Source organism: Spiroplasma poulsonii, from assembly GCF_009866525.1.
GTDB lineage: Bacteria > Bacillota_I > Bacilli_A > Mycoplasmatales > Mycoplasmataceae > Spiroplasma > Spiroplasma poulsonii.
Genome location: NZ_CM020866.1, coordinates 700323 through 715428, shown reverse-complemented (window position 1 = coordinate 715428; position 15106 = coordinate 700323). Strand labels below are relative to the sequence as shown.

General features: G+C 23.8%; 23 protein-coding genes and 2 pseudogenes. 10 read left to right on the top strand and 15 right to left on the bottom strand.

The window, feature by feature from the left end:
- Positions 1-54 precede the first annotated feature (54 nt).
- Positions 55-708, bottom strand: coding sequence for a hypothetical protein (locus MSROBK_RS03965; RefSeq protein WP_040093217.1), 654 nt, complete (start codon positions 706-708; stop codon positions 55-57).
- Between the two features lie 153 nt (positions 709-861).
- On the opposite strand from MSROBK_RS03965, the gene MSROBK_RS03960 reads away from it, so the two are divergent.
- Positions 862-1137, top strand: a complete 276-nt coding sequence (locus tag MSROBK_RS03960) for an IS3 family transposase (RefSeq protein ID WP_040092565.1) — start codon at positions 862-864, stop codon at positions 1135-1137.
- On the top strand, positions 1080-1970 hold the full coding sequence (locus tag MSROBK_RS03955; protein WP_206750579.1) for an IS3 family transposase: 891 nt from the start codon (positions 1080-1082) through the stop codon (positions 1968-1970). The genes MSROBK_RS03960 and MSROBK_RS03955 overlap by 58 nt, the downstream gene beginning before the upstream one ends.
- Here the strand turns inward: MSROBK_RS03955 and MSROBK_RS03950 are convergent.
- From MSROBK_RS03950 to MSROBK_RS03930, 5 genes are all read right to left on the bottom strand, one after another.
- A complete protein-coding gene (locus MSROBK_RS03950) occupies positions 1963-2130 on the bottom strand; it encodes a hypothetical protein (RefSeq protein ID WP_157944229.1) in 168 nt (55 codons plus the stop codon). The two genes, MSROBK_RS03955 and MSROBK_RS03950, sit on opposite strands and share 8 nt — an antisense overlap.
- Positions 2130-2990 (bottom strand): hypothetical protein, encoded by an 861-nt coding sequence (locus MSROBK_RS03945; RefSeq protein ID WP_040093213.1) that lies wholly within the window; start codon positions 2988-2990, stop codon positions 2130-2132. Before MSROBK_RS03945 ends, MSROBK_RS03950 begins: the two co-directional genes overlap by 1 nt.
- Before the next feature lie 72 nt (positions 2991-3062).
- On the bottom strand, positions 3063-3863 hold the full coding sequence (locus MSROBK_RS03940) for an IS3 family transposase (RefSeq protein WP_242441467.1): 801 nt from the start codon (positions 3861-3863) through the stop codon (positions 3063-3065).
- A 32-nt stretch (positions 3864-3895) separates the two neighbouring features.
- The gene (locus MSROBK_RS03935; RefSeq protein ID WP_040092565.1) at positions 3896-4171 is read right to left on the bottom strand and encodes an IS3 family transposase; all 276 of its coding nucleotides are present in this window, start codon (positions 4169-4171) and stop codon (positions 3896-3898) included.
- A 60-nt stretch (positions 4172-4231) separates the two neighbouring features.
- Entirely contained in the window at positions 4232-4762 is a 531-nt protein-coding gene (locus tag MSROBK_RS03930) for a hypothetical protein (RefSeq protein ID WP_105628910.1), read from the bottom strand.
- Between the two features lie 58 nt (positions 4763-4820).
- Between MSROBK_RS03930 and MSROBK_RS03925 the strand changes: the two genes are divergently transcribed.
- Positions 4821-5732: a hypothetical protein gene (locus tag MSROBK_RS03925; protein WP_040093211.1), complete on the top strand. Its 912-nt coding sequence runs from the start codon at positions 4821-4823 to the stop codon at positions 5730-5732.
- A 22-nt stretch (positions 5733-5754) separates the two neighbouring features.
- On the opposite strand, the gene MSROBK_RS03920 is transcribed toward MSROBK_RS03925, so the two are convergent.
- A complete protein-coding gene (locus MSROBK_RS03920) occupies positions 5755-6423 on the bottom strand; it encodes a hypothetical protein (RefSeq protein WP_040093208.1) in 669 nt (222 codons plus the stop codon).
- Between the two features lie 205 nt (positions 6424-6628).
- On the opposite strand from MSROBK_RS03920, the gene MSROBK_RS03915 reads away from it, so the two are divergent.
- Together MSROBK_RS03915 and MSROBK_RS03910 are read left to right on the top strand one after the other, a co-directional pair.
- Positions 6629-6904: an IS3 family transposase gene (locus MSROBK_RS03915; protein WP_040092565.1), complete on the top strand. Its 276-nt coding sequence runs from the start codon at positions 6629-6631 to the stop codon at positions 6902-6904.
- Positions 6847-7737: an IS3 family transposase gene (locus MSROBK_RS03910; RefSeq protein WP_206780832.1), complete on the top strand. Its 891-nt coding sequence runs from the start codon at positions 6847-6849 to the stop codon at positions 7735-7737. Before MSROBK_RS03915 ends, MSROBK_RS03910 begins: the two co-directional genes overlap by 58 nt.
- A 156-nt stretch (positions 7738-7893) precedes the next feature.
- Here MSROBK_RS03910 and MSROBK_RS03905 read toward each other — a convergent pair whose 3' ends face one another.
- From MSROBK_RS03905 to MSROBK_RS03880, 6 genes are all read right to left on the bottom strand, one after another.
- The gene (locus MSROBK_RS03905) at positions 7894-8679 is read right to left on the bottom strand and encodes a hypothetical protein (protein ID WP_040093207.1); all 786 of its coding nucleotides are present in this window, start codon (positions 8677-8679) and stop codon (positions 7894-7896) included.
- Positions 8680-8682: 3 nt separating this feature from the next.
- A complete protein-coding gene (locus tag MSROBK_RS03900) occupies positions 8683-8844 on the bottom strand; it encodes a hypothetical protein (RefSeq protein ID WP_157944228.1) in 162 nt (53 codons plus the stop codon).
- A 2-nt stretch (positions 8845-8846) separates the two neighbouring features.
- Positions 8847-9152, bottom strand: coding sequence for a hypothetical protein (locus tag MSROBK_RS03895; protein WP_040093206.1), 306 nt, complete (start codon positions 9150-9152; stop codon positions 8847-8849).
- Positions 9153-9219: 67 nt separating this feature from the next.
- A complete protein-coding gene (locus tag MSROBK_RS03890; RefSeq protein WP_040093204.1) occupies positions 9220-9519 on the bottom strand; it encodes a hypothetical protein in 300 nt (99 codons plus the stop codon).
- Between the two features lie 2 nt (positions 9520-9521).
- Positions 9522-10004, bottom strand: coding sequence for a hypothetical protein (locus MSROBK_RS03885; RefSeq protein ID WP_040093203.1), 483 nt, complete (start codon positions 10002-10004; stop codon positions 9522-9524).
- Between the two features lie 91 nt (positions 10005-10095).
- The gene (locus MSROBK_RS03880; RefSeq protein WP_040093202.1) at positions 10096-10614 is read right to left on the bottom strand and encodes a hypothetical protein; all 519 of its coding nucleotides are present in this window, start codon (positions 10612-10614) and stop codon (positions 10096-10098) included.
- 85 nt (positions 10615-10699) lie between these two features.
- Between MSROBK_RS03880 and MSROBK_RS03875 the strand changes: the two genes are divergently transcribed.
- Positions 10700-10975: an IS3 family transposase gene (locus tag MSROBK_RS03875; RefSeq protein ID WP_040092565.1), complete on the top strand. Its 276-nt coding sequence runs from the start codon at positions 10700-10702 to the stop codon at positions 10973-10975.
- Positions 10918-11808 (top strand): IS3 family transposase, encoded by an 891-nt coding sequence (locus MSROBK_RS03870; protein WP_206780838.1) that lies wholly within the window; start codon positions 10918-10920, stop codon positions 11806-11808. The genes MSROBK_RS03875 and MSROBK_RS03870 overlap by 58 nt, the downstream gene beginning before the upstream one ends.
- Here MSROBK_RS03870 and MSROBK_RS03865 read toward each other — a convergent pair.
- Both MSROBK_RS03865 and MSROBK_RS03860 read right to left on the bottom strand, forming a co-directional pair.
- On the bottom strand, positions 11796-12227 hold the full coding sequence (locus MSROBK_RS03865) for a hypothetical protein (RefSeq protein WP_040093200.1): 432 nt from the start codon (positions 12225-12227) through the stop codon (positions 11796-11798). The genes MSROBK_RS03870 and MSROBK_RS03865 overlap by 13 nt on opposite strands.
- A gap of 137 nt (positions 12228-12364) precedes the next feature.
- Positions 12365-12619: a hypothetical protein gene (locus MSROBK_RS03860; RefSeq protein ID WP_040093199.1), complete on the bottom strand. Its 255-nt coding sequence runs from the start codon at positions 12617-12619 to the stop codon at positions 12365-12367.
- Between the two features lie 225 nt (positions 12620-12844).
- Between MSROBK_RS03860 and MSROBK_RS03855 the strand changes: the two are divergent.
- The 3 genes and pseudogenes from MSROBK_RS03855 to MSROBK_RS03845 form a co-directional block, all read left to right on the top strand.
- Positions 12845-13165: pseudogene (locus tag MSROBK_RS03855) on the top strand (IS30 family transposase); the annotation flags it as partial.
- A 68-nt stretch (positions 13166-13233) separates the two neighbouring features.
- Positions 13234-14069, top strand: a protein-coding gene (locus tag MSROBK_RS03850; RefSeq protein ID WP_105628909.1) for an IS5 family transposase whose coding sequence is annotated in 2 segments (ribosomal slippage) — positions 13234-13630 and positions 13630-14069 — 837 coding nt in all. Because the reading frame shifts where the segments join, the coding sequence is not laid out codon by codon here.
- 163 nt (positions 14070-14232) lie between these two features.
- Positions 14233-14907 (top strand): annotated as a pseudogene (locus tag MSROBK_RS03845) (IS30 family transposase); the annotation flags it as partial.
- Positions 14908-15106 lie beyond the last annotated feature (199 nt).

Genomic DNA, 15106 nt, shown 5'->3' with positions numbered 1-15106 from the left:
GAATTTTTTATAAATTTTGTTATCATTTAATTATAAGCGAAACTTAATTTGTTTCTAATTACTTAATTTTATTAAAAACCTCAAAATAATGTATACTACCGCATTTGATATAAACATTAATAAATTATCGTCAACATCTTCTTTATCAGATTGTAAAGGAACTAAATAAAATCTTAAAAAATCTTCTCTTTGAAAATTATAAGTAGTTTCAATTGTAATAGAACGATCAAGATATCAAGCAGTATATTCACCAAAATATTCTTCACCACCTAATTTAGAAAACTCAACAGTATCATTAATATTAACAATATGACATTTATAAGCATCACCTTTAAATTTTCTTTTAATAGCAAAATTATCTAATGCTTTATTAATTTTTTGTAAATTTATAACATAAACATTATAATTTAAATATTCATCTGAATTAATTCAATTTCAAACATCATCAACACTAAAATTTTGATTAATTTCTGAATTAGTAAATATTTGATCTTTTTCATTTCATAAATAATTTAATTCACCATTATTAAAATAACTTATTTTATCTGTTAAGCTCTTTTTAAAATCATCAATAGAATAAGTAAATCAATCTTTTTCTTTTTGGAAAAAATCATAATTTCAAATATCAGGGATATGTCTAGATCTAATTTTAATTGCATTTTTTCATTGTGCTATAATTCCCTCTTTCCCAGTAAATATTTGCGACATTTGAGTAAAGTTTTGTGGTACTCCATTATTAGGTTGAAAACCTTTATCAGTAATATTTACTAAACCAGTTTTAATATGGATGGGTTAAGATAAATTGGACAACAATAATGTGGAGTAAGGATTATAATTAAATTAATAAATGGAGGTGTAATTATGGCAAAGAATCATTATACCGATGAATTTAAACAACAAATTGTTAGTCTTTATAAAACAGGTAAAACAGCAAAACAATTGTCCAGTGACTATCAGGTCGGTAAATCAACAGTTTGAAAATGAATTTATGAATTCAATAATTCTGGTTCATTTAAAGCAAAAGATAATCGAAGCCCAGAAGAAAATGAACTAATTCATCTAAGAAAAGAAATTAAACAATTACGAATGGAAAATGATATTTTAAAGCAAGCCACACTGATAATAGGCAAAAAATAGTAATTATTAAAAACAACAAAGAAAAATATGCAATTACTAATTTATGCAAAACACTAAAAGTTCCTAGATCAACGTTTTATTATCAATTGAAATCAAATAATCCTAAATCAAACCATACTATTGATAATGCTGTTATCAGTATTTTCTTAAAAAGTCGTAAAAATTATGGTACAAGAAAAATTAAAGTTATGTTAGCACAACAAAATATTTTATTATCACGAATAAAAATTAGTAAAATAATGCAAAGATATAACTTAATTTCCAATTATACAAAACTTAAATATAAACATCAAAGTAACAAAAACGCTACATACAAATATCATAATTTGTTAAATCAAGAATTTAATAATTATAAACTACATGAAGTTGTTGTCAGTGATTTAACACAAGTTGCTATCAATAGCAAATGATATTATGTGTGCTTTCTAATTGATTTATTTAATCGTGAAGTTATTGGTTATGATGTTAGTTCTCATAAAGATGCCAAATTAGTTGAAAATACTTTTAAAAAGCTTAGTTTTTCTTTAGATAATATTAAAATATTTCATACTGATCAAGGCAGCGAATTTAATAACAATATCATTTACAATCTTTTAGCTAAAAACAATGTTGCAAAATCTTATAGTAAACCAGGCTGTCCTTATGATAATGCTGTTTCTGAATCAACCTATAAAATTTTAAAAACAGAATTAATTAAAAACAGAAAATTTAAAAATATTGAACAATTTAAATTAGAATTATTTGACTATGTTAATTGATACAATAATGTACGAATTCACAGCAAATTAAATTATTTAACACCAATTGAATATAAAAATCTTTACTCTACATAAAATTTGTCCAAAAAACCCTTGCCATTCCAATAATAAATGGAAAAAAGAAATAATTACTTTTAATATCAAGTTCTAATTTAGTTAAATCAGATCGAACACTATTATCCATTATTCGCTCATTTAAGTTTTTAAAAATACTATTAATATTAGGTACTTGCATTATTGTATATCTCCTTTGATATCTTCTTCTCTTGTTTGATTATCATCATCAATATAACTCATTTCTTGCTCCAATTGTTCTTTTTGTTCTGTTTTAATTTCTTCAAACATCATTCGTGCTTTTTTATTTGTCACCTTATCTTGTTTATGAATTGCCTCAACATGAGTAATAGTTCTATTATTAATTCTTTTATCAAAAACATCTGATTGTGTAATATCATCAACAATATCTATATCAATAAATTCTATTGTATAAGGTCTAACATTATCATTATTAGGATTGTTATCATTTAAGTTATCTCATTTTTTATAATGTCTAAATATATAATCAAATAATCGATATAATTTTGGTAATCTTAATTCTCTTTTATTTTTAGTTGTTTGTAAATCATTTTTACCATTCATTAATGATTGTGTTTTATTAGTATAGTTAACAGATCCAAATTCATCATAGTCATAACCTGCTCCTTTATAAATCATAGTCATTGAATAATCACTATCAATAGTAATTTCAGTATAATTTTGTTGAGCATGAATTAATCCAACTCCACTAGTACCAGTCATATTTGAATAAGCTTGAACTGTACTAGTAATAATAGCATCAGCACTCACTAATTCTTCATCGCCTTTACCGTTGTCAACAAGCGAGTGAGTAGTATCTTTTCGTCCGACAAAATGAGTACGATTAATAATTCTTTCAATTCTTTTATAGTAAATATTATCTTGTACATCTTTAATTAAATTAAAGACAGATAAACAATCAGGAACATTATCTACTGTTGTTTTTGTACCCTGAACTAATTTAGGTAAATTAATAAATTCAACAATAGGTAATATATCTATTCCAGTATCATATTCCATTGTAGAAACTGGTCTTAGTTTACTTTCTAATTCACCGTAAGTTTGGAATGGCAAGGGTTTTTTGGACAAATTTTATGTAGAGTAAAGATTTTTATATTCAATTGGTGTTAAATAATTTAATTTGCTGTGAATTCGTACATTATTGTATCAATTAACATAGTCAAATAATTCTAATTTAAATTGTTCAATATTTTTAAATTTTCTGTTTTTAATTAATTCTGTTTTTAAAATTTTATAGGTTGATTCAGAAACAGCATTATCATAAGGACAGCCTGGTTTACTATAAGATTTTGCAACATTGTTTTTAGCTAAAAGATTGTAAATGATATTGTTATTAAATTCGCTGCCTTGATCAGTATGAAATATTTTAATATTATCTAAAGAAAAACTAAGCTTTTTAAAAGTATTTTCAACTAATTTGGCATCTTTATGAGAACTAACATCATAACCAATAACTTCACGATTAAATAAATCAATTAGAAAGCACACATAATATCATTTGCTATTGATAGCAACTTGTGTTAAATCACTGACAACAACTTCATGTAGTTTATAATTATTAAATTCTTGATTTAACAAATTATGATATTTGTATATAGCGTTTTTGTTACTTTGATGTTTATATTTAAGTTTTGTATAATTGGAAATTAAGTTATATCTTTGCATTATTTTACTAATTTTTATTCGTGATAATAAAATATTTTGTTGTGCTAACATAACTTTAATTTTTCTTGTGCCATAATTTTTACGACTTTTTAAGAAAATACTGATAACAGCATTATCAATAGTATGGTTTGATTTAGGATTATTTGATTTCAATTGATAATAAAACGTTGATCTAGGAACTTTTAGTGTTTTGCATAAATTAGTAATTGCATATTTTTCTTTGTTGTTTTTAATAATTACTATTTTTTGCCTATTATCAGTGTGGCTTGCTTTAAAATATCATTTTCCATTCGTAATTGTTTAATTTCTTTTCTTAGATGAATTAGTTCATTTTCTTCTGGGCTTCGATTATCTTTTGCTTTAAATGAACCAGAATTATTGAATTCATAAATTCATTTTCAAACTGTTGATTTACCGACCTGATAGTCACTGGACAATTGTTTTGCTGTTTTACCTGTTTTATAAAGACTAACAATTTGTTGTTTAAATTCATCGGTATAATGATTCTTTGCCATAATTACACCTCCATTTATTAATTTAATTATAATCCTTACTCCACATTATTGTTGTCCAATTTATCTTAACCCATCCAGTTGTCAAATTCCAATTTCTAAATCTTTTGCTGTATAGTAAGTTATTTTTGCTTTTCTAGGATAAAATTGTACTCTTTGATATCACATATAATCAGATTGAGCAGGTAATATTCACATTTCAGCATATTGTTCTATTTCTGAATATTTAGCAATCCGAACATTTGAACCAATTGGAGCAACATCAATAGTTAAATCGCCAGTCTCTGTTTTTAATAAATACATTACACTACGACCATATAAACTATTTGCTAATTCATTTTGATATAGTTTAGAATAAACATAGTTTTTTTCATATCATTCTTCTATTCACTCTTGTGTATCATCATTATCACAATTAAACATTAAGCCTTGTCCAATAGTTAACGGAGCCGCTTTTCTATTAGCAATAATTCAAGGAATATCAATATAATATTTTTGTTCTGATAATATTGGATATTTTCCTTGTTCTAAATAACTTAAATATTCCGGTTTATTAATTAATTCTTTAAAATTTATTTCTTGTTTATTATCCATTTTTACGCCTCTTTTTACATCACCCATTATATAATCACCATAAGGAGAGTGTCAAAAAATGTGAAAATTATTAACATTAATTACTAGTATTTTAGAAAATCCAAAAATAGCAATAAGAATTATAAAATTATTAGAAAAATATGGTAATTCTAAAATAAAAGCAATTTTACAAAGTATTAAAGATATTGAGCATCAATTAGCACAAATACAATATTATTTAAACCCAAATATATTAAGTGATTTATTAGCAAAAATACCTAAAAGTTTAGAAATACAATTATTTAAAGATATTAGTTTTTTAGATAAAAATAAATATAAAGAAATTGTAAAATCATTAACACCAACAGAAAGTAATTGAACTATATTATCTAGTAGTTGATGTAAAAAGGGATTTTTTCAAATAACTAATAAACAAAAATTAATAGGTAATTTAACTATTTTAATTCAATCAGATAATGATAAACAAAAAAGATGATATGGACCATATACTTATCCAAAAGTACATATTCAAGTATGACAAGCAATGAAATCAGCAACTGGTAAAAATGGAACTGGGGCAGGGTCAGTATTTTGAAATATGTGATTACATGTATGATTACGCAGTAAATTAAGAGAATATGTTAATTGACAAATATATACACAACAAAATAAAGGTGGCGGTGATGTTAAATTAAGAGCTAGTCGTATTAATAAAAACCTATTAGAATTAAATAAAGAAATTAATAAATATAGTACTAATTTTTATAATTTAAAAGATAGTAAATTAAATAAAAATAAACAATATATCGATAATAAAAATTGATTATTGGAGCAACGAGACTATGCAACTAATTTAAAAACAGAATATAAAAATTTAAATACTAAAATTATATCTAAACCAAAAACAATAAATCTTTATAAAGAACTTAAAAAAGGAATTAATGTAATTAAACATCCAATAAATACTATAAAAAATAAAATAAAAAAATAGGTTAATACCTATTTTTTATATACTATGAATTTTTAATTACTACATCAATGGGGTTTGTTTGACCAGTAGCATTGTTTTTACCTTCAATTTGAACTTCAACAGTTTTATTGTTTGTAATATCAATTGGTCAATCTTCACCTTTACTTTCAATAAAGTAATCATAATCATTTTCTGTTAAAGAATTATTTACCGCTTTTACTGATTTTAAAACAACATCTTTAAATTGCGGTTTTAATTGTTCTGCTGTTGTTTGTGTCGGGTCTGTAATATGAATAGTTGGTTTATCTAATTTATTAATTCCACTAATATTTATTTTAGAATTACCTTTAATTAATATTTTTTTATCATTAATATTTTGATTATCAATAATACCTGCATTAATATGTAAATAAATATCACCACTTACAATTTCATTAACTGGTAAATAAATACCTGCTGAATTTGATTGAATTGGATAATCATTTTTACCATCACTTAATATCATAATAGAATGCATAAATCCTAAAATTCTTTCTTTCTGTGGTGTAGTTAAATTATTATCTAAAATTTTATCAAATAATTTTTTAATTTCTGCTGTGTCAGGAGTTGATGGAGTAATTCCAAAAAACTCATTATATTTTTTAGATACATCCATATTTAATGCTGTTTGATCTAAATCTAAATTATTAATATTAGTAATAGTATTTTGCATTGCAACTTTAAATGTAGGATTATAAAAATCTTTATAATTTGGATCATAATCTAATAATTGATAAGTTAATTCATTTTCTCATTCACCAGTAAATTCATTAATTTTTTGTCAACTATCACCAGTTGGATTGGATGGGTTAAGATAAATTGGACAACAATAATGTGGAGTAAGGATTATAATTAAATTAATAAATGGAGGTGTAATTATGGCAAAGAATCATTATACCGATGAATTTAAACAACAAATTGTTAGTCTTTATAAAACAGGTAAAACAGCAAAACAATTGTCCAGTGACTATCAGGTCGGTAAATCAACAGTTTGAAAATGAATTTATGAATTCAATAATTCTGGTTCATTTAAAGCAAAAGATAATCGAAGCCCAGAAGAAAATGAACTAATTCATCTAAGAAAAGAAATTAAACAATTACGAATGGAAAATGATATTTTAAAGCAAGCCACACTGATAATAGGCAAAAAATAGTAATTATTAAAAACAACAAAGAAAAATATGCAATTACTAATTTATGCAAAACACTAAAAGTTCCTAGATCAACGTTTTATTATCAATTGAAATCAAATAATCCTAAATCAAACCATACTATTGATAATGCTGTTATCAGTATTTTCTTAAAAAGTCGTAAAAATTATGGCACAAGAAAAATTAAAGTTATGTTAGCACAACAAAATATTTTATTATCACGAATAAAAATTAGTAAAATAATGCAAAGATATAACTTAATTTCCAATTATACAAAACTTAAATATAAACATCAAAGTAACAAAAACGCTATATACAAATATCATAATTTGTTAAATCAAGAATTTAATAATTATAAACTACATGAAGTTGTTGTCAGTGATTTAACACAAGTTGCTATCAATAGCAAATGATATTATGTGTGCTTTCTAATTGATTTATTTAATCGTGAAGTTATTGGTTATGATGTTAGTTCTCATAAAGATGCCAAATTAGTTGAAAATACTTTTAAAAAGCTTAGTTTTTCTTTAGATAATATTAAAATATTTCATACTGATCAAGGCAGCGAATTTAATAACAATATCATTTACAATCTTTTAGCTAAAAACAATGTTGCAAAATCTTATAGTAAACCAGGCTGTCCTTATGATAATGCTGTTTCTGAATCAACCTATAAAATTTTAAAAACAGAATTAATTAAAAACAGAAAATTTAAAAATATTGAACAATTTAAATTAGAATTATTTGACTATGTTAATTGATACAATAATGTACGAATTCACAGCAAATTAAATTATTTAACACCAATTGAATATAAAAATCTTTACTCTACATAAAATTTGTCCAAAAAACCCTTGCCATTCCAATGCTTCTATTTTATTTTTAATAGATAAATCAAATCCACGAGTTCTATTCATTCCTTGTAAATTGACCTCTAATTGTCCATCTGATGTTTTACCATATAAAGGTTTAATATTTTGACCAAGTCATAATTATTTAGAAACCATATAACCTAAAACTTTATCTTGGAATAAAGTACCTGTTACCATTGTATTTGCTGAAATATTTTCACCGATTAATTGAGTATATGCTCGTGTTAAATCTAAATATGAATGTGATTCTCAAACCATTTCTCAATCACTAGTATTTGTACCAATTTGAGATGCATTAATTTTTCTTGTTTCATCTGTCATACGATGTCCTAATTTATACATTAAATCTAATGCATCTTGTTGAGTTTTAATTTTAGTTGTATCATAAACAAAAGCATAATCTTTATTAAATTTAGATCTAGCAATATAATTATCAATTACACCTTTTAAAAAGTATAATTCTAAATTAAACATCATATTTTCTGTAATTGAACCAGTTCATTTTGCTACTAATTCACCTCGTAATGATGGGTCAGTATTTTTTAAACGAGATAAATCAAATCTTCTGAATTGTGTTTTTAAACCAATAGTATGATCAATTACTAAACGACCACGCTTAGCATTTTGATTTTGTTTTGGATTTCCTTTTTCATGGTTTCATTCACTATCTCCATAAAATAATCGTTCTGGAATTGTATAAATTGCTACTGCATAATCTGCACTTTCCATATTAGGACTTGATTGTGCTGTTGCTGTTAAACGATGAAAAGTATAATAATCAGGATTTGATAAAATATCTTTTACTCGCATTTCTTGAGCTGATAATAATAAATGTCCCTCTTTTGTTAAATTTGCTACACCATCACCAATAACAAATCCCTCATGTAATCCTATAATTGATGCCATATTTTATTTTCCTTTCTGATATTCTTCTTCAACTTTTCTTTTAATTCTTTCATTAATAGGAATATCTTTGTTATCTTCTAAACTAGTTTTAATTTTTTGTGTTAATTCTTCAATAAACATATTTTCATCTTTAATTTGAATTCCACCATTCATTAAGTTTTGCATATCTAATGTTGGTTTTTTTCAACTAAATCTTTAAAATTAGTTTTAATATATTCCATATCTTTACCACTATTTAATAGTTCTTCAACTAATTTGTGATTTTCTTGTGGTACTTGTGATAACTCATATTCTTTTATTTTTGACTGATAACTATTAATTTTTTCTTCATATTGTTTTTCTGTTTCAGTTTTAATACGAGTTTCTGCATTTGGTAAGACACTAGATAATACTTGTTTTTCTTTTTGTTCTAATAAAGCATTAATTTCATCTTGTGTCATATTTTCTTTATAATCATATTTAAAGTTTGACATACTTTAATCCCTCCATTATTTTTTTATAGAAAATTTCAAAAACTATCGTCATCATCTTACCATCATTTTAATTTTTGTAAACTTGTGGATATTTTTTCTTAATTTCTTTTCTAGTTTCTTCAATTCCTTCTTTAAAACCTTTTTCATATTGATCTAAATATTCTTTTTTATTATTAACACCATAATCATAAGTTTCTTTCATTAATTCTTGGAATATTTTAGTATGTTCTTCACATGCAGGAACACCAATACCATTTCAATTTTTACTTACTTTTTTAAAACATTCTTTACCATCAATTATCATTCAACATATATTTTTGTCCATTCGCATTTTTTCAACATTTCTTTTAATTTGTTTCTTTGCCATAATTAATCTTTTCCTTTCAATATTTTTTCTGCAAATTGCGAAACAGTTTCTATTGCTGTATCTTTATCAACTTTTTTAATTTCTAAATCTTTAATAAATTTATTTTCAGTTCTTTCATAACTACCATTTGCTTTTAAATATGCTTTACACATAAAGATAATAATTAATCTACCAATAGATCAAACAATTAAAGGCATTAACCCTAAAATAATAAATACAATACCTAATTTTCTTTTTCTAATTAAATGATTACCTTGTGATTTAATATTTTTATCTATTTTAGGTTTACGGCCAATAAACATTAATAAACCTTGAATACCTAATAAAGTAATATGTCCAAATCCTAAACCAATAATATTACTTGATGACATAATACTATCTCAACTAAAACCATTAAATTGACCACTTTTAACTGCTCAGGTTCAACCTAATGCAAAAAATGTATTATAAATTAATGCTCATCATAAATGAGTAAATCCACTCATAAATCTATCTCACTTAAATAATATATATTATTTATAATTCTTTTTATCTAAATCAATTACATAGTTATTTTTATTTCAAAATGCCATAATTTTAACCTCGCTTTCCGAATTGTTTACTTATTAAAAATGGATTATCTAATGTTTTTATAAAATATTCCATAATATCCATAACAGCATAAGTCATAGCATCAAAACCATCATCAAATAATTTATTATCTTCTAATTTATAAGTAGATTTATTTGCAGGTGGTTTTCTTCATTCCATTTTTAACATATCTTTAAATAACTCTGGTGTTAATCGTTGACTAATTTGTAAATAATTCTTATTTAGCAGGATGATTATAGCATCAATTCTATCGGTTCTATATCAAACATCTTTTACCACTGGTTTAAATCTTAATCAATTATGGTCAGGGTAATATTGTCTACGAATATTATTTAATGTATCAATAGAAACTAAACCACCATTTCCATAGTCAACATTTACATCTAAACCATCTTGTAAATAATCTCATTGTCTAGAAGCAGTAATATAAAAATGTACTATTTCATTTAAAATCTTAGTTGTATCTTTATGTATCATTTCAGCATTACTATGCTTATATTCCATTAATGGTGTGGATGGGTTAAGATAAATTGGACAACAATAATGTGGAGTAAGGATTATAATTAAATTAATAAATGGAGGTGTAATTATGGCAAAGAATCATTATACCGATGAATTTAAACAACAAATTGTTAGTCTTTATAAAACAGGTAAAACAGCAAAACAATTGTCCAGTGACTATCAGGTCGGTAAATCAACAGTTTGAAAATGAATTTATGAATTCAATAATTCTGGTTCATTTAAAGCAAAAGATAATCGAAGCCCAGAAGAAAATGAACTAATTCATCTAAGAAAAGAAATTAAACAATTACGAATGGAAAATGATATTTTAAAGCAAGCCACACTGATAATAGGCAAAAAATAGTAATTATTAAAAACAACAAAGAAAAATATGCAATTACTAATTTATGCAAAACACTAAAAGTTCCTAGATCAACGTTTTATTATCAATTGAAATCAAATAATCCTAAATCAAACCATACTATTGATAATGCTGTTATCAGTATTTTCTTAAAAAGTCGTAAAAATTATGGCACAAGAAAAATTAAAGTTATGTTAGCACAACAAAATATTTTATTATCACGAATAAAAATTAGTAAAATAATGCAAAGATATAACTTAATTTCCAATTATACAAAACTTAAATATAAACATCAAAGTAACAAAAACGCTATATACAAATATCATAATTTGTTAAATCAAGAATTTAATGATTATAAACTACATGAAGTTGTTGTCAGTGATTTAACACAAGTTGCTATCAATAGCAAATGATATTATGTGTGCTTTCTAATTGATTTATTTAATCGTGAAGTTATTGGTTATGATGTTAGTTCTCATAAAGATGCCAAATTAGTTGAAAATACTTTTAAAAAGCTTAGTTTTTCTTTAGATAATATTAAAATATTTCATACTGATCAAGGCAGCGAATTTAATAACAATATCATTTACAATCTTTTAGCTAAAAACAATGTTGCAAAATCTTATAGTAAACCAGGCTGTCCTTATGATAATGCTGTTTCTGAATCAACCTATAAAATTTTAAAAACAGAATTAATTAAAAACAGAAAATTTAAAAATATTGAACAATTTAAATTAGAATTATTTGACTATGTTAATTGATACAATAATGTACGAATTCACAGCAAATTAAATTATTTAACACCAATTGAATATAAAAATCTTTACTCTACATAAAATTTGTCCAAAAAACCCTTGCCATTCCAATTACTTTTTCTAGCACCTTGTAATTTAATAAAACTACCATTTGGAAATGTTCAAGTTGGTTTATTAAACCTAGCATTATATTGATAATGACCACCTTTTCATTTTTTAGTAGGATTAAGGATTAAACCAACTTTATCTAATGCATCTTGAATATCTTGTTGCATTTCAGCAGTATCAGCACTATTTAATCTAAAACCATATATTGCTATTTTTTTATCTTTATTTGCTAATACAACACAACTTAATAATGCTATTAATTCATCAATACTATATGTTTTACCCGCTTTACGACTACCTGCTAAATTAATCTCATCTGCTATATATTCTTTATTTTCTAATAAACTAACTACTATCTCATTAAGATAACTATATTCATATAACATTGCCATTATATTTTCCTCCTATCTGTTATGTTAATTACTGGGGGAGTATAATTGATTTCAGTTTCATTTTCACGGCCATAATACTGGGCATATACTGATACACCCCCCTTAGTTTCGTTTAAGAGATGTAATTTTATATTATTTTATAATATTCTTATTTTCATTTTAAGTTCATTGAATGCTAATAAATTAGTGTCTTTTAAGGCATTATATTCATCTTCTTCTAAATTTAAATAAATTAATAATGTTTCTTTTGTAGCTAATTCATAGTTTTTTTCTTTGCAAAAGTCATCAAATTTTATTAATTTATCTTTAATTTGCTGTTCTTTTACACTATTTCATCATTCTTTTGGTACCTTTTTTACCTGTAATTTACGCTTTTTTACCTCTTTTTGCATATTTTTACCTCGTTAAAATCGTCACCATCTTACCATCATCTTTACAAAAATAAAAAAAGACTTTTGCAAGTCTCTAATTTTAGTAATTTTTAAACAAGTGATTAAGGGCTAGTAAATCCTACTTGTATTAAATTACATCATCATCTTACCATCATTTAACGGATTGTCAACAAAATTTTAATTTTTAGTGTATAACTATTTTAATAGAAAGGGCTAGGTTGTCTTATGAAAAAAGAAAAGAAAAAATTTAAACATTTTAAATTACCAGAAAGACATGATTTAAAAGAATATTTAGAATGCGAAAGATTTAAAAAGAAAGATGGTACACCTAATTATTCTAAAATAGGAAAAATAATTAATAAAAGTCGTAATACAATTAGATTAGAGGTTAAAAGACTTAAAGAAGAATACGATCCTAAAAAAGCGAATGATGATTATAAAAATAAAAGAAAAAAATCGATAAAATATACTACAATTACAAAAAAAGTTGTAAATCATGTAATAAAAATTTTAAGTAAAAAAAGTTATTCACCAATGTTAATTATTAGACTTCTTGCGATACCCTTTTTTATTAAAATATTATTATAAAATATAATTTATGAGGACATAAAAATATGAACAATAATAAATTTAATACTCTTAATGATAGAGAATGGTTAAGATTAACAGGAATAAAAAAATCCACTTTTAATAAAATGTTAGATATTTTAAAAGTTGCTGAAATAGAAAAATTTAAAAAAGGTGGTAAAACTAATAAATTATCATTAGAAAATAGATTATTGATGACTTTATTATATTGACGAGAATATCAGACTTATTTTCATCTTGGTAAAAGTTTTGATATTAGTGAGGCTAATTGTTATCGTAATATTAAGTGAATTGAAGATATTTTAATTAAAAACTCTGATTTTCAACAATTTGCTGGTAAAAAAGCACTAATAAATGATTATTTTAATGATAAAACTATTATTATTGATGCTACCGAAACTCCAATCCAACGCCCAAAAAAAGACAAAAACAATCTTATTCTGGTAAAAAGAAAAAACACACGATCAAAACACAAGTAATTATCGAACAAGAAACCAAAAAAATTATTGCAACAAGTTTTTCGCTCGGAAAAAAACATGATTATGCTTTATTTAAAGAATCAAAAATCCCAATTTTAAAAAATACCAAATTAATAGTTGATAGTGGTTATCAAGGAATACAAAAAAATCACAATAATGTTCTAATACCCACAAAGAAAACAAAGAAAAACCCTTTAAACAAAGAACAAAAGCAATATAATAGACTAGTTTCAAAAATGAGAATTATTATTGAAAATATTTTTGCTATTCTTAAAAAATTTAAAATTATTACAGAAAAATATCGTAATCGAAGAAAAAGATTTGGTTTAAGATTTAATTTAATTGCCTCAATTTATAATTTACAATTATTATATTTAACATAAAATATTTATTTAAAATTAAATAATTTAAATAATAAATTAATTTTTCGTTGTGGAAAAATATTAAATTTTTAAATAAAAAACATAATTAATTAAAATTATATTTTTCTATTAGTATCTTTTTTACAAATATTTGCAATTTTTTAACAAGTAATGCAAGAAGTCTATTTATGAATATGAAAAAAAGTATAATGAAAAATTTCCATTTTCACATGTGACACTTTACAAATATATTGATTATGGAGTTTTTGATGATGAAAATACTGAAATTAAGAAAAAATTACCATTTAAAGGTAAAAAATTTAAAACAAAAAAGAGAAAAGATGATCGTGGTCAATTGACTAATATTAGATTTATTGAAGAAGCAGAACATGAAAAAGGAACTTTTGGTTGATTTCAAATGGATTGTATTGTTGGAAAAGAGCATCAATCTGCTTGCTTGACTTTTACAGAAGAAAAAAGTTTATATACGATTTGTTTTAAATTAGACCATCATAATTCAGAAGAGGTTAATAAAGCAATTAAAAGTATTTTTAAAAATAAACTTTATAAAGTAAATATAAAAGGAATTATTACAGATCAAGGTAAAGAATTTAGTAAATGAAAAGAAATTGAAAAAATTACTGAATCTAATGTTTATTTTTGTGACGCTGGAACACCAACTCAAAAACCCCATGTTGAAAGAATGAATAGAGATATTAGAGAATATCTTATTAAGGGAACAGATTTTAACAATATTACTCAAAAAGAAATTAATAAAGTTATGAAAATTATTAATGAAAAACCACGACCGAGTTTAGATTGATTATCCTCCAAAGAGGTATTTTTACAAAATATTTAGTAATTAAATTATTAATTTTAGATTTTTAACAAAAATCATTTTTCGTGGTGCTGAAATAACTACATAATTTAAAAAAATTATTTTTTTTTGAAAAAATAGTTGCATTTTTTAATAAAAGATATATTATCAAATTAATAAGGGCTATTTGTCCTATTTGCATCTTTACTTTACAATTAAAATGCACCCCTTCTAAAAGTTT